The following is a 19,529-nucleotide window of genomic DNA, read 5'->3' on the forward strand; positions in this document are numbered from 1 at the left end:
AATATAAATAGTACCTTCATGTAGAAGTGTTCTAAATTGAAAATACTTTTCTCCGAAAATAATTAATTCAAAAACACTCTGCATATCAGATAAAGTAAGTGTAGCAAATCTAGTACCGGTTTTAGTTTTACTTACCTTTATCTTCATTAAACAAGCCGTAATAGTAGCATTAGTTTTTTTATCCGCAAGTACATCATTATAGTACTTAATACTACTTTTACTAATAATCTTCTCATATTCAGACAATGGATGATTGGAAAAGAAAAAACCTATAATATTACTTTCCTCTAACATTTGCTCTTGTAGGGTATAAGGGTTAGTATCTTGCATTTTTAGGGTAATACTATTATCGATGCTATCTACTTCGCCAAAAAGACCAATTTGGATGCTGTTTTTAGATTCTGTTATTAAAATACTAAAATCTATCATCTTTCCTATATTTTCAACTAATTTTTTACGATTTGGTTCTAATTCATCAAAAGCTCCTGCTTTAAATAATGCCTCTAAACTTTTTTTATTAATTAAATTTCTTGGAATTCTGCTTAAGAAATTCTCAATAGAGTTATAATTACCCTGTTCTACAACATCCGTTTTAGCATAAACTAATAAATGTTGATTAATTCCTTTTAAAGCGTTTAAACAATATCTAATAGCTTTATTACCAAATTCGTCTTTTTCTATTTGAAATTTAACACTAGGTTTATTAATATTCGGTGGTAAAATAGTAATTTTAGCACGCTTGGCTTCTTCTACAAATTCTAAGAGTTTAGCTAGATCATTTAACTCATAACTCATAGATATTGCAATAAATTCTGCCTTATAAAAAACTTTTAAATAAGCAGTTTGCCATGAAATTAAAGCATAAGCCGTTGCATGGGATTTATTAAAGCCGTAACCTGCAAATTTAGCCACTAATTCGAAAATTTCCTCTGCCAACGTTTTATTAATCTTATTAGCATAAGCACCTTCTACAAATTTAGTTTTTTGTTGTTGCATCTCTTTAGGATCTTTTTTCCCCATAGCTCTTCTTAAAAGATCAGCTTCTCCTAAGGAATAACCGGCTAAAACTTGTGCTACTTGCATAACTTGTTCCTGATAAATCATAATACCGTAAGTTTCTGCTAAAATATCAGACATTTTAGGATGTAAGTATGTTATTTGTTCCTTACCGGATTTTCTATTAATATATGTCGGAATATTCTCCATGGGTCCTGGTCTGTATAAAGAAATAATAGCAATGATATCTTCAATTCTATCAGGTTTTATCTGCTTTAGAATATCTCGCATGCCCTTACTCTCTAGTTGAAATATTCCTAAAGTTTCACCAGCTCCTATAATTGCTCCGATTTTAGGCTCAATAAGAGGAAAAGAGAGTACATTTAAATCATCATCTTCTATTTCCTTAACAAGTTTAACAATATCATGAATTACGGTTAGGGTTTTTAGCCCTAAAAAATCAAATTTAATTAACCCTGAGTCTTCTACAAACTTCATATTAAAGCCTGCTGAAGGTAAACTTGAATCTTTGTCATAATAAAGAGGTACAATTTTATCTAAAGCCTCTGGAGCTATAATTACTCCTGCGGCATGGGTAGAAACATTCCTATAAAAGCCTTCTAATTTTTCTGCTATCTCAAACAAACGTCCTACTTTTGCATTTTTAGCAATATCATCTTGTAGATTTTTATCTTCATCAATAACCTTTCTTATGGTAATAGGATTACTAGGAGCACTATGAGGAATCCTTTTACAGATACTATCAACCTCTATATAACTCATTCCTAATGCCCTGCCTACATCCCTAAGTGCTGCTCTAGTTTGGAGAGTTCCAAAGGTAATAATATGAGATACTTTATCTTCCCCATATTTATTTTTTACATAATTAATTACCTCATCTCTACGTTCTTGGCAAAAATCAATATCAAAATCCGGCATAGAAATCCTATCAGGATTTAAAAATCTCTCAAATAGTAAACCAAAACGTATAGGATTAACATCAGTAATATTTAAAGCCCATGCTACTAAAGAACCTGCTCCAGAGCCTCTACCAGGACCAACGGGAATATCAGATTCTTTTGCCCATTTTATAAAATCTGACACAATTAAGAAATAACCTTCAAAGCCCATATTAGTAATAACTTCTAACTCATACTCCAAGCGTTTAGTATAAATGTCCTGAGATATTTCTAAGTTTGAACTAGACTGTTGCTTAAGAGGTTTTTCCTCTACCTGCAGCATATTAGCAGTAGCTATATCTATCTCTGGTTTATTAAGAGCAACATTAATCTCTTTTAAGATTATACCTTCTTCTACTAGCCTTCTTTGTAATCCTGCTTTTGAGAGTTCTTTAATTAAAGTTTCTTCATCCTCTGAATATTTAGGGAGGACCGGTTGTTTTTTCTCTACAATAAAAGTACATTTTTGAGCTATATATAAAGTATTAGCCGTACTTTCCGGTAAATCTTTAAAAAGTTCTAACATCTCAAGCGGACTTTTAAAGTAATGATGTTTAGTTAACTGTTTCCGTGAAACTTCATTGAGAGTTTTTCCCTCACCAATACATAGTAAAACATCACTAGCTTCGTAATCGATTTTGTATTTATAAAATACATCATTAGTTGCCACAATAGGCACATTATACTTGATAGCTAAATCCAGTAAGGTTGGCTCTACTATAGTATCAACTTCTACATAATGCCTGTGTAATTCTATAAAAAGATTATCTCTAAAAGCTTCTTTTAATTCTGCAAGTAATAAGTTACTAATTTTTTCTTGCTTAACTACAATAGACTTAGCTAATAAACCATTACTCCCCCCGCTCAAACAAATAACATCCTTTGAATAAATTAAGAGATCTTTATAAACAATATAAATCTCAGAAATGTTAGTAACCTTTTTCTGCAAATAAGCAATGGAGTGCAATTTAAGTAAATTTAAGTAACCAACCTCAGAGGTAGCTAACAATACCACATTCCCTAATAGATAATTATTAACCATATTATCAGTAATATTATTATCTATATTGTATAATACGCTTATTTGCATACCAATAATGGGTTGTATACCTTTACTTGAGAGTTTACTTGAAAATTCCCTAACGCCGAACATATTATTAGTATCACTAATAGCCAAGGCAGGCATTTTATGTTTTAAACACAGTTCAGGTAATTCTGCTACTAGGTTTAATCCTTCTCCGATAGAATAATTAGTATGGCAACGTAAATGTATAAAACTAAACATTCTCTACCCTTATCAAATTATGCTTAGCAATTTGATATCTTATAGGTATATTTTTTATAAGGTTTAAATCATGACTAGCTACAATACATGCTAAACCCTCCTGTGTAACTAACTCTAAAATTAATTTAAAGAAACTGCTTGCATTCTTTACATCTAAATTACCCGTTGGTTCATCGGCTATAAGAATTTTGGGGTAATTAACCAGAGCTCTCACTATGGCAACTCTCTGTTGTTCTCCGCCTGATAACTGTGAGGGATAACTATACATTCTATCTTTTAATCCTACTCTACTTAAGAGATCTTTTGCTCTGGCTTTTATCTCATATTGCTGTTTGGTTTTGATTAACATTTGTGGAATCATAATATTCTCCAAAGCTGTAAAATCTGGTAATAAATGATGAAATTGAAAAACAAAGCCTAAATTATGCATTCTGATTTTATTTTTAGCCTCATCTTTTAAATTCTTACAAGTAGTTTCTGCTATTTTTAACTCACCGCTAAATTCATTATCTAATAACCCTAGAATATTTAATAAACTAGTTTTACCCGAGCCACTTGGTCCTATTAGTGCTATAATTTCTGATTTTTTTAGAGAAAAGTTTAAATCCTGAAAAATAAGATATTTCTTATTAGCAATACTATAAGATTTTCTTATAGCTTTTGCTTCTAAAATTAGTTTAGTCATATTTTAAGCCTTTAGCTGGGTCTATTTTTGCAGCCTTGTATGAGGGATATAGAGTAGCTAAGAAGGAACTTAGCAAAGCCATAACCACAATAGTAATTATTTGATAAACATTAATAACAGAGGGTAGTTTATTTAAAGAGTAGATTTGTTCTGCAAAAATATTAATTTTAAAAATTAGGTAAATAAATTGCCTGATATCTTCTGCAAAATACGCTATTAATAAACCTAAAATCGTACCATAAAATGTCCCTAGAAAACCTATTTTTAAACCGATTAGTAAAAAAATATTTTTAATATTTTTTTGAGAGAGTCCTAGTGTTCTTAAAATAGCAATTTCTTTATACTTACTCTTTACTAACATTACAAGCCCAGAAATTATATTAAAATTAGCAATGAGAATAATTAAGCTTAATATTAAAAACATTACATTTCTTTCCATATCCAAAGCCGACATAAAGTAATGATTGCTCTCCTGCCAAGTTCTTACAGCAATCTTAGGGAACTCTTTATTAAGAGTATTTTTTATTAAGGTACTATTCTGAGGAATATCCGTAAAAATTTCTATTTTTTGAGTGAACCCCTTAAAGTTAAAAAGTTCCTGCCCCATACTAAGTGGAATAATTATCATATTATTATCATATTCATACATTCCAGTATTAAAGGTTGCTATTACCCTAAAAGTAGTAGATCTTGGGGTTGAACCAAATATTGTGGTGATTCCGTTAGGAGAAATTATGGTAAAATTATCTCCTATATTTAATCTTAAATTAAGAGCTAACCATTTACCTATTATTGCTACCCTCTCTCCTTTAGCAAAATCAGGTAGTTTTTGTGAGCTTAAATTACTAATTAAAATAGGACGATTTTTTATATCAGAGAAATCCATTGCCCTAACTAAACTTCCAGTACTAAAGCCCTTAGCATTAATTAATACTTGGCTGTCAATAATTGCTCCTACAGATTTTACCTTAGCTAAAGTTTTAAATTTTTCCAAATAGCTATTGTAGTTATCAAGATAATTATGTTCTTTACCGGTAACTATAACATGCCCATTAAAGCCTATTAGATTATTTACCATCTCCGCCCTGAAGCCATTCATAACCGACATAATACTAATTAATGCACCTATGCCTAAGACAATCCCTACTAATGAGCACATTGATATAAAGGAAATAAAACTCTCTTTTCTTTTAGTCTTAAGATATCTGAAAGCAATAAAAATCTCTAGTTTAGAAAATAAAAACATGTCTTTCCTAATTAGCATTTATTAGAGTAATTATATAATCTATATTACTATCCATAGGAATTTCTATTATTTGTCCGGTTTTTCTAATTTTAAATTCCAATATTCTCTTAACAAGACCCTTACTTCCAATATTAATTTGATAAGGAAAGCCTAACAAATCAGCCGTATTTAATTTTGTTCCTATGGTATCTGCTTTATCATAAAGCATAGTATCAATCCCTTTGCTAATTAATTCTTGATATATTTTATTAGCTAAATCATAAACATCCTTATCAAGCGTTAAAGGATTAATCATAACTAAAAAAGGAGCTATAGCTTTATGCCAAACAATACCCTTAGCATCATGGGTTGCCTCAATTATAGCACCAAGCAAGCGTGATATTCCTATCCCGTAAGAACCCATCAGTGGTGTTACTTGATCACCTTGGGCGTTTTGTACTTTTAAACCCATAGGAGAGCTATATTTATCAGCAAACCAAAAGACATGCCCGACTTCTATGCCTCGTTTTTGAATAATATATTCTTTATTTTTTAAATAATCATTATCATTTTCATTAAATTTATCTTCAGTTACCGCATAAAGCTTAGTATAAGACTGTATAATATTATCTAGATTGTCCTCATAATTTACCAGTTTTTCAAATAAATTTAATTCTAAGATTCTTTTATCACAATAAACTTCACTTTCTCCGGTATTTGCTAAAATAATGAATTCATGACTGTTATCACCTCCGATTGGTCCGGTATCAGCCTGCATAGGTATAGCTTGTAATCCTAATCTTTCAAAAATTTTAAGGTAACAAACAAACATCTTTTTATAGCTAATTAATCCCTCTTCTTTTGTTAAATCAAAGGAATAAGCATCCTTCATTAAAAATTCTCGCCCTCGCATTAAGCCAAATCTTGGTCTAACTTCATCTCGGAACTTCCATTGAATTTGATATAAATTTAAAGGAAAATCTTTATAACTTTGGGTATTATCCCTTATAATTTGGCTGATTTGCTCTTCATTAGTAGGACCGTACAACAATTCTTTCTGATGTCTATCTGTTATTCTAAGCATCTCTTTTCCATAGTCATCGTACCGACCGCTTTCTTTCCAAAGTGTAGCAGTTTGAATAGTAGACATTAAAATTTCACATGCTCCTGTTTTATTAAGTTCATCTCTAATAATATTACTAATATTTTGTAAGACTTTTAAGCCCATCGGAAGAAAAGTATAGATACCGGCTGAATTTTGCCTAATCATAGCACATTTAAGCATTAAAGAATGAGAAACTATAGCGGCTTCCTTAGGATTTTCTTTAATTAGGGGTAAAAAGTATTTAGAAAACAACATGTTTTTAAGATATCCTATATAATTACTAACTTATTATTATAATAGGTTGATAGTTACGGTTTTTCAATAAAGAAATTAATAATTTTATAAATAGCGAAGAAGTAAGGATTTATCTATAACCGTGTAAGATGATTAAATTGTATGTGTTATAGACATATTAATTATGTGATATAATATATTAATATTTATATTATGAGTAATAATAAAATAGATATTTCTTATAAAGAGCTTTTGCTGTTCTTAGTAGTGCTATTTTTTATACTACACTACTTAAAAGTGAGTAAATCCTTTTTTGGCAAGGGTAACTATTTGGTTACTACTATCTCTTACAATTAATGAGGTACCGCTATAGGGTTGTATTTGTCCTATTTGGGTAATTCTGGTCATACTTTTACTTAAAGCTAATAGAAATTTAATTCTATTTTTATACGGGATTGTAAATATTAATTGATAATCATCTCCCCCACTAATTAGGTTAGTAATCTCTAAAGGATTATCATTACATACCTTAGTAGCTCCACTAGATAAAGGAATTTTATTAAGAAAAATTTCACAGCTTACCTTAGATAAAGTACCTATTCTTTCTAAATCTATAGCTAACCCATCGGATATATCAGAACAACATCTACTATACATAGGTAAAAAAGTACCTAAAGCTACCTGAGGATTAGGGGAACAAGAGCTATTAATTAAAAATTCTTTTTCTACAGTAGTTAGATCTTTGAATAGATTATCATTAGGGTTTTGTAGTAGTTTTAATCCCAGATAAGCATCACCTATGGTATTACTAACAAAAATTGCATCCCCCTCTTTAGCTTTACTACGCAATAAAGGTTTTTGTTTGTGTGGAATTTCACCCACTGCAGTAATAGTAATAGTAAGTTTTCCTTCACCTAAAGTGGTGTCTCCTCCTATTAGATAACATTTATACTTATTCTGTAATTCATTTAAACTTTCACAAAATTTCCTAATCCAGTTTTCTGTTATAGGTTGTTGCTCTGCTAATGCTAAAGAGAGAGTAAAAAACTTAGGGGTTGCTCCCATAGCTGCTAAATCTGATAAATTAACTCCTAAAGCTTTAGCCGCTATACTCTCCGGAGTATTGCTTATTACAAAATGTTTTTCGGCAATAAGTGTATCTGTGGTAATAACTCCTTTAATATTTCCTTTTAATGTAAATAGAGATGCATCATCTTCTAAATTAAAAGCTAGTTTATTTTTTTGAGCTAACGGTTTAAAATATTTATCTATCAGCTGATATTCATTAATAAACATAATTTTTTCTTTTTATCATTACTATTTAATATATCTTATTATTTATCAATTTTAGAAAATTCTTAATGTATAACTTCATTATCTCTAATCTTTTTAGCTAAATCATACATGATTGCTATAATTAATGAAACATTACTTGGAATAAAAAATAATTCGGCTACAACTCCGTATTGTCTAATTAAAAAATTAGCTGAATTTTCTTTAAACTCTAATAATTCCCATGTGGCTACTTTTAATATTATACTAAATAAAGGGTCCATTTGTTGTAAATCTATATCTGCCCTACAACTACTCTTTAGCATTTCAGAGAGTAATTCCTCTTTTTTTTGCACTTCTTTAATAATTTCCAATAAAAAGATCTTATCTATATCTTTACAATAAATATTTTGTTCCCGTAAGCCTATTCGCCACATTTTTCCTATAAGAAATTTATCTATAATTTCTTGTTGATTACTAGATTTAGGGTGTATTTTTAAAGCTGTTAGAATTTGAATTGCAGCCACTCTAGACATAGCTCTGGCAGAAAATCCTGCTTCTGGTTTTTGGTTCATATTATTAATCTTTTAATATACTACTAAAATAAATATAATTTTAGTTTCTTCATTTTTTAATAAATAGGAAATTTTTTACAAAGATCCTGCATTTCAGCTCTTATTTGTTGTTTTAGGGTCAAATCTAAGGTTAAACTTTCAGAATTTATGCTCTGTATAACCCTAAGAATAGCACGTGCTACTTGCAAAACTTCTTTTTCTGTAAAACCTCTGGTTGTTATAGCTGGGGTTCCTATTCTAATTCCGGAAGTTAAAAACGCTGATTTTAGATCATAAGGAATAGAGTTTTTATTACAGGTAATTGCAACCTCATCAAGTATATTCTCAACTATTTTACCGGTTAAGCCGGTAGAAGTTAAATCAATAGAAAAAAGATGAGTCTCAGTGCCGTTTGATACTATTTTAAGATTATTTTCTATAAAGAAATTTACCATGGTTTTAGCATTAATTAACATCTGGGAAATATACTTTTTATATTCATTAGTTAATGCTTCCTTAAAAGCCACAGCCTTAGCAGCTATAATATGCATCAAAGGTCCTCCTTGGATTCCTGGGAAAATTGCTGGGTTAATCTTTTTAGCTATCTCAGCATTATTAGTAAGAATTAAACCGCCCCTAGGACCCCTGAGAGTTTTATGGGTGGTAGAAGTTACAATATCAGCATATTTCAGAGGGTTAGGATACAAACCTGTGGCTACAATTCCAGCAAAATGTGCCATGTCTACCATAAAATACGCACCGGCTTTTTTAGATATTTCTTTAAATTTATTAAAATCAATAATTTTAGAATAAGCACTCCCTCCTGCGATAATTAGCTTGGGTTTATGCTCAATAGCTAGTGCTTCTACTACTTCATAGTTGATTTCCTGAGTTACTTTATCTACCTCATAAGCTGTTGCATTAAGCCATTTCCCAGAAACTGATACCTTTGCCCCGTGGGTTAAATGCCCCCCTGAATTTAACGACATTCCTAAAATTGAATCATGAGGATTTAATAAAGCAAAATACACAGCCATATTAGCCTGACTACCTGAATGCGGTTGTACATTTACAAATTCTGCTGAGAATAATTCTTTAGCACGTGATATTGCCAATGTTTCTATTTCATCTACAACTTCACATCCCCCGTAATATCTTTTTAAAGGATAACCTTCTGCATACTTATTAGTAAGAATACTTCCCTGTGCCTCTAATACTGCTTTTGAAACAATATTCTCAGAAGCAATGAGTTCAATAGTATATTGCTCTCTACTAAGTTCTTTATTAATAAGTTTTAATAAAACATCATCTTGCTGTTCTAAAGAATTATTAAAAAAATTCTGTTCTACGGTTAGTTGTTTATTATAATTAGGCACTAAGTATTAGCCTCCCAATTTTTGTAATTTTTCTACTCTTGATAAATGTCTACCTTCTAAAAATTTTGCATCTAAAAATAATTTTACTAAACCTAAAGCATCTTTAGGTAATGTTTTATCCGCAGCTAAACATATTACATTAGCATTATTATGCTCCTTAGCAGAAACAGCAGATTCTTGATCTCTTACTAAAGCAGCTCTTATAAATTTATACCTATTAGCTGCAATTGCAACACCGATCCCAGAGCCACAAATTAAAATTCCCACAGTTTGCGGATTAACTTCTAGTTTCTTTACCGCATCTAATACCATATCAGGATAATCTATACTATTTTCATCAAACGAACCAACATCTATAAAATTATGTGTCCCTTCTAAAGCAGTTTTTAAAAATTCTTTTAATCTAAAACCGCGTTGATCAGCCCCTATTACAATCCCAACCATTATATATTCTCTTCTTATCTAAAAATTAATATGCTAATTATAACATAGTTTTAGATATTTTCTCTAAAAATCTATTTTATTTTATATATGCCTTTGGGATATTAAACCCCCTGCCCTTTCGGACAGACTTTGTGTGCTGAAGTTGTAGTGGCGTGGATTTTCTTGCGGAGTTCTTTTCTTTTTTATTTTGCTTTAAGTAAAAGAACTACTCATTGTTAGAATATATAACTAGCTTTTAAATTGATACTAGTTGAATTTACTTCTATTGTTTTTATGTTGCTCATTCCTGATGTCTATTAGTGATTGTAAATCATATTCTGCTGGGACTTCTAAATAAAAATATGTACTTAATCTTAAATCTACTACGGCATTTATGTCTGCTTGATTTGCTTTTGCTACATCAATGCAAATCCATATCCTTACTCTTTATATTCTCCTAACTTATACCTAACTCCATCGCATAACTTTTGTTTATTAATATAAAAGAACTTAGAAATACTTCGGTTATATTTATTTTTATTAGGAATAATTTTTGTAATATTTAACACTGTGCTTTACCTCTTTTAAAATACAGTTATTATCTGTAATAAACACATAATCAAGGCCTTAAGTTGAAAATCGTGATAGCATTACCGTTAATAAGCTCATTATGTCAAAAGTTTAAAATTAAAATAAGCTTAGCTATATCCTTAAACTTGAATGAATATCTTAGAGATTAGTAATGATAATCTATGCTACTTTTTGCTAATTTTTAGCAGGAAATCAGAGTTTATTTAGCAGAATTGCTTTGTTCTATGAGATATTTATTAAAAAAATTTAATCTAGATAACGGCATAGTTCTTCTATGTTCGTGACAAAATTTATTAAGAAAATAACTGCTTAACTGAAGGGCATTAGTAATATCTATAGCAGAACTATGCTGTGGGAAGTTAGAAGTTATAGTGACTACCGATATTTCAGAAAAATTTGGCAGTTTCCTGACACTATTTTCTATTATAGACAGTGATTGTGGCTTTAAAAAATCCGGCAGAATTAACAACCTATTCTTATAAGGTTCTCCTACCTCCTTAGTTACAGCTTTTCCTGTTTTAGGAGAAACATAGAATAAATCACTCACATCACCGCTTACCGCACATCTTGATAAATCTAAGCCGTAGCCTATTTGCTCTAAGAGATAAAGCTCCCATTTTATATAATAAATTAACCACTTATTACTTGCTAAACTAATAATGATACTTTTACTTAATGAATAGAGGTCATTGTTTTGCTCTCTTTCGGGGATTACTGCTTGTAGTAGATCTGCTATTGAGGTAAGACATAAAAGTTCTAAGGGTTTATTAAAAAAGAATTTTAAATAACTCTCTTTAAATTCTATGTTGAAGATTCCTAAATGCTCTTCTAATCTAGCTCGCCACTTTATTTCTACAATATTCCCGATTTGCAATAAAGTATTACCTGATTTTGTTAAACCACCTTTTAATAACCCTTTATAAATACCGTGATTCTTTGTAAACACACATAAAATTAAGCTACTTTCGGAATATTTAGTTTTGCCGATAATAATACCTTCATCCTCTATTTGCATGTTTTTATTAAGATCCTGAATAATAAATTATTGATTAAATTTTTTAAATAATAGGGGAAGAGATAATTAATTTTGCCCAGTATTAATCCTGAGGAGGATCTAACCCTAAATAGAGATATCTATCGGGGTTTTCCTGCCATTTCTCATCAACTTTAACATATAAATAAAGAGATACCTTTTTATTAAAGAGTTGTGCCAACTCATTTTTTGCCCTCATAGAAATAGTTTTAATTTTAGAACCCTCTTTACCTAATATAATCTGTTTATAGCTATTTTTTGCCACATAAATTACCTGATAAATGATGATATGATTTTTAGTTTCCTGCCATTTCTCATTCTCCACCGCAACATTATAGGGAATCTCCTGATGCAGTAATTCATAAATTTTTTCTCTGGTAATTTCTGATGCTAGTTTATAAATAGGGACATCTGAGATTTGTTCCTCATCAAATAACCATTCTGCAACGGGGATATTAGTAGTAATATATTTAAGAAAATCTGTAATACCACGTTTTTTTAAGGCTGAAATCATAAAAACTCGTGCAAAATTATATAAATTACTTAATTTTTGTGCCAATTCTAAAAGTTTTGGTTTCTCTATTAAATCAATCTTATTAATTAATAATACTACCTTAGAATTTTCTTGTTTTAATCTCTTTAGAATATTAATCACATGCTCTGTAAGCCCTTTTTTAGCATCAATAATTAGGGTAATAATATCAGCTTCACTAACTTGGGAATAAGCTAGTTTAACCATAGATTTACCTACATTATTCTTAGGACTAAAAATACCAGGCGTATCAATAAATGCAACTTGTGAATTTTGCTCTGTATAAATACCTAGAATTTTACTGCGAGTTAATTGTACCTTATGGGATACTGTGGTGATTTTAGTACCGATTAGAGTATTAATTAGAGTTGATTTGCCAGCATTGGTTTCCCCGATGATAAGTACAAAGCCGAATTTTTTGTTGATTCCTCCAGTATTAATAGTTTCTGTGTTAGGTACTTTATTGAGAGATTGTGTTTGCATAGGTTTTTCATTAGCAGATTTTTTAGAGGTAGACTTTTTATTAGCAATTTTTTCTGCAATAACTGTTTGGGTAGTAAACTCCATATCAGTTATTCTTACTTTAGCATTTTTTTTAGTATTTTTCAAACAATAGTTACTCCCTAAATAGTTTACTGAAACTAGGAATTAGCAATCTCTAACCCTTAAGTACTTTTATAACATTTTATAAGATAGGTCATTAGAGTTTATTTTTAGAATTTAGCTCTATAATATATTTATTAATAAAGTTTTCCGCAGCAACCTTTTCTGCCTTCTGTTTACTCTTACCTTCACCAATCAAGGGATCGTATCCTTCAATAAAGACACTAATCCAAAACTGAGGATTATGTTCAACCCCTTCTCTTTTTATTTCTCGGTAAATAGGAATAGGTAAATGTCTTTTCTGTGACCATTCCTGTAAAAAAGATTTAGGGTTAAAAGTAATATTAACGCTCTTATTATAACTCTTGATATATTCTTCCCATTTATTTAAAATAAAGGTTTTAGCAGCACCTATCCCACCATCTAAATATATTGCCGCAATAATTGCTTCGCAAGCATCTACCATAATATTTTTTTGTTTTGTTATAACAGAACCACTAAAAGAAATAATATTTTTATCTAATCTTAATTTAATCGCTACCTGATATAAAACCTCCTTAGAACTTAAATATGCTATATATTCTGCTAATAAACCCTCTGTTTCACCGTGAAATCTTATATATAACTCTTCTGCCAAAATAAAAGCTAAAATCCTATCCCCTAAAAATTCTAAGCATTCATTAGATGTAGCATGCTCAGCCGAATTATTTTTATTCACACTACTGCTATGTAGCAGTGCATTATGTAAATACATTTTATTCTGAAAAACATAACAAAGTGTCTTTTCTAATAAATTAAAACTCTTAATCATTTTATTATTTTAAATATCCTCCAAAATCGTATTTCTGTGAACCATTTCCAGAATTCTAGGAAATAACCCTCAATAGAAAAGAAAATTATTTGAGCCTTCCCTACTAAGTTTTCCTTAGGAATAAATCCTACTTCTTGGAATCTACTATCCTTTGAAAAATGCCTATTATCACCCATTACAAAAAACATATCTTTGGGTACATAAAAAGCACTAATATAGTCTAATTTGTTTATCCCCTGAGGGAATCCCCAAGTGAAAAAAGTTTTATTATAATGGTTTTCTTTAATATTTTCTTTATATACATTTAAAGTATAGTTAGGCATATCTTTAGTTGTACCGATTTGTTCCTTAATAATAGGCAAATTATTAACATACACCACAGAGTTAATTAACTCTACTTTATCTCCAGGAAGTCCTATAATTCGTTTAATATAATCCGTAGAATTATCACTGGGTACTTTAAAAACCACTACATCCCCCCTTTTAGGTACCGTATAAAAAATTCTACTTGGTATTAGGGGTAGAGAAAAGGGTAGCGAATGTTTAGAATAACCATAACTAAATTTGGTTACAAAAATATAATCCCCCTCTAATAGCGTAGGTTTCATAGAACCTGAAGGAATTACAAAAGCTTGAATTAAAAAACTTCTAATCAATAAAGCAATCGCTAAGGCTATTAAAATGGATTTCAAATTATCTTTAATACTTGTAAGTATATTTTGCTTTTTAGTAATTTTTTGTTTCATTTTTTGCATATAAAAAATCCTTTTATTGTTAAATTAATTAGATACTATTACAAATGCAACCGCATAGGGATAATCATCACTTAATGAGAGGTGTATCTGTAATGTTTCTATTTTTAAATGCTCTTTTACTAATTTCTCACCCTGTAATGATAATTTAATAAAAGGTACTTTATTGGTTTTTGAGAAAATAGCAATATCTCTAAAAGATAATTTCCCAATACCTAATCCTACGGCTTTAGCAAAAGCTTCTTTAGCAGCAAATCTTTTAGCTATAAAAGCTATTATACTTTCTAGCTTAATAGAATCTAGTGTTTGTTTTTCACAAATACTACTCCTATTCTCCCCTTCTAATCTTTTAGAGGGTAAGACCTTATTATCTTCCATAAGGGTTAAAGCTTCTAATATAGAAGGCTCTAATAAAGAGAGTTGCAGATTTGAGAAAATTTCTTCAATTGTAAAGATTCTTTTAATAAATCTCTGCCCAAATTTTATTATAATGGTTTCTATTCTCTTAATATTAACAATATCAGTTCCTATACCTTGTATCAACTTCTTATTTCTATTAACCTCTTATCTCTTTGATAATTGCTAACATCTTTTTAATACTTGCCTCAAGACCGATAAAGATAGCTTGACTAATTAAAAAATGACCGATATTAAGTTCACAAATCTCAGATATCTTAGCTATATCTTGTACATTTTCATAATTTAAACCATGCCCTGCATGTACTTCTATTTTTAAATCATGAGCTAACTTAGCACAGGTTTGAATTTTTTCTAATTCTTTCCTTGTACTACTACTTATAGTACTTGACTTAATAAAGGAATTAGCATAGGTACCGGTATGAATCTCAATTGCTTTTACTTCTAGAGATTTTGCTGCAGCTATTTGTTTTTCACTGGCATCTATAAATAAAGATACTCCTATTTCCTTAGCATGGAATAATTTTATTACTTTATTTAGTTTATCATAGTTAGCCAAAACATCTATGCCACCCTCAGTAGTTACCTCTTCCCTACGTTCAGGAACAATACAAACAATATACGGTTTTATTTCCAAAGCTAGGTTAATAATCTCAGAATTCAGTGCTAATTCCATATTTAGCGGTTTTATTAACTGAGACTTTAGGTCGTATATATCTTTATCTGTAATATGACGTCTATCTTCCCTTAAATGTGCTGTAATTAAATCAGCACCAGCTTGTTCTGCAAATTGTGCCACCTTAATTACATTAGGGTAACCTTCAAATCTGGCATTCCTTAGAGTAGCTACATGGTCTATATTTACACCTAATCTTAGTTTATTCATTTGATATCCCTTTTTACCTCTTGGATACTTTTCACAAAACTTAATTTATCTATTAAACTATTTAATTTATGTAAATTAGCTGTCTCAATAACTAAATATAACCTATAAATGTTAAATCTGTTATCTTCCATAGCAATATTAATAATATTAATTCCTTCTTTATATAGAAAGGCAACGATATCTGCAATGGATCCCAGATGATTAAGAGCATAAATTACAATACGTGATAAATAAACTGCCTCTTCATTTTCCTGTTGAGAAGACCAAATAATATTTACCATAGGAAAATTATTTAAGAGTTTAGATTTTAGATTTTCACATAAATAATTATGTACCTCAATGGTTTGCCCAGGAATTAAAATCCCCACAATATTATCTCCCGGTAGAGGATAACAACATTGCCCCATTTCTATGGTAGAATTCTTCAAATCATCAATTACAATAAAGGCATTATCCTGTTGGATTTTTTTACTAATTTTTGCATCTTTATAAATAACTTTAATAACTTTATCTAATTTAATCTTACCCTCAATTACTTGTTCATAAAAATCATGTTCAGAGTCTACGCCTAATTTATTAAGAAGATTAGGAATAAATTCCGGATAATATTTATATCCCTCTTTTTCAAAAGCGTAATTTATTACTTTTTCCGCAGTATTCTTAATTACTTCTTTTCTCTGCAATTTTAAATATCTTTTAATAAAACCACTGGCATGCCCTGTTTTTACATGATTTAACCAAGTAATATCAGGTTCTTGTTTAGTATCTGATAAAATCTCTACTACTTGTCCGTTAGTTAGCTGGGTAAAAATAGATTTATATACACCATCAACCTTTCCCCCAACACAATGATTGCCTAACTCACTATGAATTTGATAGGCAAAATCTATTATATTAGCATCTTTGGGCAATCTTACTATCATACCTTTAGGAGTAAATAAAAAAATTTGGTCGGAGAAGATCTCCATTTTAGTATACTCATAACGCTCCTTTACATTAATATCAGTAGCATTCATAATACTTACAATATTTCTTAACCAAGAGTATTCTCTGATATCTTTCTCACTTACTGCATTTTTATAGTTCCAATGTGAGGTGAAACCTAATTCTGCCGCTTCATGCATATACTTGGTTCTAATTTGTACTTCTATAATAAGATTATTTTTAACAAAAATGCTAGTATGTAAAGACTTATAACCATTGAGTTTAGGACTGCTTATATAATCTTTAAATTTAGAGAACATGACCCTATATCTACAATGAATATTTCCTAAAACTCTATAACAATCCTCAGTGGTATCTACAATTACCCTAAAAGCTATAATATCGTAAATATTGTCAAAAGTAGTTTCTTTATCACGAATTTTTCTCCAAATTGAGTAGGGTCTTTTAATTCTACCGAAAACTTCCCCTTTAATCTTAGCTTTTTCAATAGTTTTATTTAATTCTTTATGAATATAATCAATTTCTATCTGAGAACTTTCTTTAATATTTTCTAACTTATTAATAATTGACTGTCTTACCTCAGGTTCTAAAACTTTAAATGCTAAATCTTCTAGCTCCCCCTTTATATCCATTAAACCTATCCTTTCAGACAGAGGAACATAAATTTCTAAAGTTTGTTTAGCTATACGTTTTTTTCTATCTATATTTTTAATAAAATCAATGGTACGCATATTGTGAAGTCTATCGGTAAGTTTTACCAATAAAACTCTAATATCTTCAGCTATAGCTAAAATAAATTTTCGTAAATTTTCGTATTCTTCTTCTTCTTGAGAACTAAATTTAATTTTGTTAAGATTAGTCACCCCATAGACTAATTTGGCAATATCTTCCCCAAACTCTTGTTTAATATCATCATAAGTAAAAGAGGTATCTTCTATTACATCATGCAATAGAGCTGTAACAATTGTAGAAGTATCAAGCCGATAACTTGCTAAAATTAGCGATACTTCTATTGGGTGAATCAAATAAGGCTGTCCGGAATCTCTTATTTGATCCTTATGTCCTTCTTGAGCTATAATATAAGCTTTTTTTAGTAATTCTTGGTCTAAATTAGGATTTAATTCTAAAACCCTTGATAAGTAACTATTAAGTTCCAACTCAAGCGACCTCATAAGTTAGTAATTATAAATGTAAAATAATGTTATTAATAAGAGAAAGAAGCTTATTATTTTATAGACTCTACTTCTTGTATTTCTTCTAACTCCCCTGGAAGAAATTCTTCATTTCTAAGTTCTTCTAAAATTTCTACATTATTTTCGTTATTTTCTTCATCATCATCAACTACATGAGGATTATTTATTTTAGCAATCAAGTTCTTTTTCAGGACTTCTAAATCTATGGTTACTTCTTCAATTTCTCTTAAAGAAATAACATGATTTTTACTACCCTTACGCTCAATAGTAGATTTTTTCCCAAGAGATAATTCTTTAGCTCTAAGAGCTGCCAATAATATTAAATCAAAATGGCTACTTACATTAGCTAAACATTTCTCTACGGTTACTCTGCCCATATATTTATATCCTTTAGTTTTCTTTATTATTTAATTATCTCAATATCATATAATGTTCTTAGAGGTTAGTCAAACAAATTTATTGTTTAAAATATTGTGCAATCCTATATTATTATTACCTTAAGTAATAGGATTTTTATTTTAAAAAATCTTATTGTATAGTTTATAAAGAGTTGCTATTAGTATACTTTTAACTTATCTTAGGTAATTAGTTAGAAAGTTAAAAGTATGCATTACGAGAATTATTTCTTCTTTTTGATACTTCCGATATTCAAGAACCTATTATGTTTCTTAATTTTACGTGCATGGGGATTAGTATTAAGCAATAATTTTAATCCTATTTGAATCTCTTTGCCAACTATGCGTATGATTTCTTCCTTTTTTCTATGAGCTCCGCCTATGGGTTCTTTAACTATTTTATCAATAATATTAAATTTTAATAGATCCTGTGCTGTTAGAGCTAACCTTGTAGCTGCTTTTTCCGCCATTTTATCATCATGCCATAAAATAGACGCACAACCCTCAGGAGAAATAACGGAATAAACGGCATGTTCTAACATAATAACATAATCTCCGGTAGCCACAGCTATTGCTCCACCAGAGCCACCCTCAGAAATAATAATATTGATAAGCGGTGTGCTTATATTCAAACAGGTTTGAATAGATTTTGCTATAGCCTCTCCCTGCCCTCTTTCTTCTGCTTCCTGACCGGGGTAAGCTCCTGCAGTATCTACAAATACAATAATAGGTAGAGAGAATTTATCTGCTAACCTCATTAATCTACTAGCTTTTCTATACCCTTCAGGCTTTGCCATACCAAAATTATGCTCTAATCTTGTATCTAAATCATGTCCTTTTTCTATTCCTATAACCATAACCGGTTGCTCTTTAAAAATCCCCAATCCCCCTACTATGGCTTTATCTTCTGCAAATAATCTATCACCGCTTAAGGGGGTAAAATTATTAATTAGCAGATTAATATAATCTAAAGCCTTTGGTCTATCAGGATGCCTAGCTACTAATACTTTTTGCCAGGGAGTTAAATTTGCATAGATTTTTTCTAATAACTGATTATATTTACGAGTAAGACTTGCTATTTCAGCATTCATATTTACCTCTGAAGATTTATTATCCTCCAAGGATTTAATTTTAGATGATACGTGAGCTATATCATTTTCAAAATCTAAAAAATTCTCCACGAACTTATTACCTATTTATTCTACGTTAGATCGGAAGAGCGTCGTGTAGGGAAAGAGTGTAGATCTCGGTGGTCGC

Annotated in this window: 18 protein-coding genes; all 18 read right to left on the reverse strand. The window is 30.0% G+C overall.

The features are described 5' to 3' along the window. A partial coding sequence (gene dnaE, locus ACQCX0_RS05140) for a DNA polymerase III subunit alpha (RefSeq protein ID WP_462563095.1) occupies positions 1-3,240 on the reverse strand: 3,240 nt, incomplete at its 3' end. Then, a complete protein-coding gene (locus ACQCX0_RS05145) occupies positions 3,233-3,925 on the reverse strand; it encodes an ABC transporter ATP-binding protein (RefSeq protein WP_462563096.1) in 693 nt (230 codons plus the stop codon). The genes ACQCX0_RS05145 and dnaE, both read right to left, overlap by 8 nt. Further along, positions 3,918-5,171 (reverse strand): lipoprotein-releasing ABC transporter permease subunit, encoded by a 1,254-nt coding sequence (locus ACQCX0_RS05150; protein WP_462563097.1) that lies wholly within the window; start codon positions 5,169-5,171, stop codon positions 3,918-3,920. The genes ACQCX0_RS05145 and ACQCX0_RS05150 overlap by 8 nt, the downstream gene beginning before the upstream one ends. Positions 5,172-5,178: 7 nt before the next feature. Further along, positions 5,179-6,510 carry a proline--tRNA ligase gene (gene proS, locus ACQCX0_RS05155; protein ID WP_462563098.1) on the reverse strand — a complete coding sequence of 444 codons (1,332 nt, stop codon included), beginning with the start codon at positions 6,508-6,510 and terminating at the stop codon, positions 5,179-5,181. 270 nt (positions 6,511-6,780) lie between these two features. After that, positions 6,781-7,785 carry a thiamine-phosphate kinase gene (thiL, locus tag ACQCX0_RS05160; protein ID WP_462563099.1) on the reverse strand — a complete coding sequence of 335 codons (1,005 nt, stop codon included), beginning with the start codon at positions 7,783-7,785 and terminating at the stop codon, positions 6,781-6,783. A gap of 62 nt (positions 7,786-7,847) precedes the next feature. Beyond that, positions 7,848-8,336, reverse strand: a complete 489-nt coding sequence (locus ACQCX0_RS05165) for a transcription antitermination factor NusB (protein ID WP_462563100.1) — start codon at positions 8,334-8,336, stop codon at positions 7,848-7,850. Positions 8,337-8,392: 56 nt separating this feature from the next. Next, a complete protein-coding gene (gene glyA, locus ACQCX0_RS05170) occupies positions 8,393-9,691 on the reverse strand; it encodes a serine hydroxymethyltransferase (protein ID WP_462563101.1) in 1,299 nt (432 codons plus the stop codon). A gap of 6 nt (positions 9,692-9,697) precedes the next feature. Next, a complete protein-coding gene (locus tag ACQCX0_RS05175; protein ID WP_462563102.1) occupies positions 9,698-10,135 on the reverse strand; it encodes an RpiB/LacA/LacB family sugar-phosphate isomerase in 438 nt (145 codons plus the stop codon). 419 nt (positions 10,136-10,554) lie between these two features. Then, on the reverse strand, positions 10,555-10,683 hold the full coding sequence (locus tag ACQCX0_RS05180) for a hypothetical protein (protein ID WP_462563103.1): 129 nt from the start codon (positions 10,681-10,683) through the stop codon (positions 10,555-10,557). Positions 10,684-10,904: 221 nt separating this feature from the next. Further along, complete coding sequence (recO, locus tag ACQCX0_RS05185; protein WP_462563104.1) at positions 10,905-11,720, reverse strand: DNA repair protein RecO; 816 nt, start codon at positions 11,718-11,720, stop codon at positions 10,905-10,907. Positions 11,721-11,802: 82 nt separating this feature from the next. Then, entirely contained in the window at positions 11,803-12,879 is a 1,077-nt protein-coding gene (gene era / locus ACQCX0_RS05190) for a GTPase Era (protein ID WP_462563105.1), read from the reverse strand. A gap of 91 nt (positions 12,880-12,970) precedes the next feature. Further along, the gene (rnc, locus tag ACQCX0_RS05195; protein ID WP_462563106.1) at positions 12,971-13,684 is read right to left on the reverse strand and encodes a ribonuclease III; all 714 of its coding nucleotides are present in this window, start codon (positions 13,682-13,684) and stop codon (positions 12,971-12,973) included. Continuing rightward, positions 13,681-14,439 (reverse strand): signal peptidase I, encoded by a 759-nt coding sequence (gene lepB, locus ACQCX0_RS05200; RefSeq protein ID WP_462563107.1) that lies wholly within the window; start codon positions 14,437-14,439, stop codon positions 13,681-13,683. Before lepB ends, rnc begins: the two co-directional genes overlap by 4 nt. 24 nt (positions 14,440-14,463) lie before the next feature. Then, on the reverse strand, positions 14,464-14,979 hold the full coding sequence (gene acpS / locus ACQCX0_RS05205; protein ID WP_462563108.1) for a holo-ACP synthase: 516 nt from the start codon (positions 14,977-14,979) through the stop codon (positions 14,464-14,466). Positions 14,980-14,992: 13 nt separating this feature from the next. Continuing rightward, positions 14,993-15,739 carry a pyridoxine 5'-phosphate synthase gene (locus ACQCX0_RS05210; RefSeq protein WP_462563109.1) on the reverse strand — a complete coding sequence of 249 codons (747 nt, stop codon included), beginning with the start codon at positions 15,737-15,739 and terminating at the stop codon, positions 14,993-14,995. Then, a complete protein-coding gene (locus ACQCX0_RS05215) occupies positions 15,736-17,841 on the reverse strand; it encodes a RelA/SpoT family protein (protein WP_462563110.1) in 2,106 nt (701 codons plus the stop codon). Before ACQCX0_RS05215 ends, ACQCX0_RS05210 begins: the two co-directional genes overlap by 4 nt. A 68-nt stretch (positions 17,842-17,909) precedes the next feature. Next, positions 17,910-18,254, reverse strand: a complete 345-nt coding sequence (gene rpoZ, locus ACQCX0_RS05220; RefSeq protein ID WP_462563111.1) for a DNA-directed RNA polymerase subunit omega — start codon at positions 18,252-18,254, stop codon at positions 17,910-17,912. A gap of 242 nt (positions 18,255-18,496) precedes the next feature. Beyond that, positions 18,497-19,453 carry an acetyl-CoA carboxylase carboxyltransferase subunit alpha gene (locus ACQCX0_RS05225; RefSeq protein WP_462563112.1) on the reverse strand — a complete coding sequence of 319 codons (957 nt, stop codon included), beginning with the start codon at positions 19,451-19,453 and terminating at the stop codon, positions 18,497-18,499. Positions 19,454-19,529 lie beyond the last annotated feature (76 nt).

The sequence above is a fragment of the Candidatus Hepatincolaceae symbiont of Strigamia maritima genome (assembly GCF_055505085.1).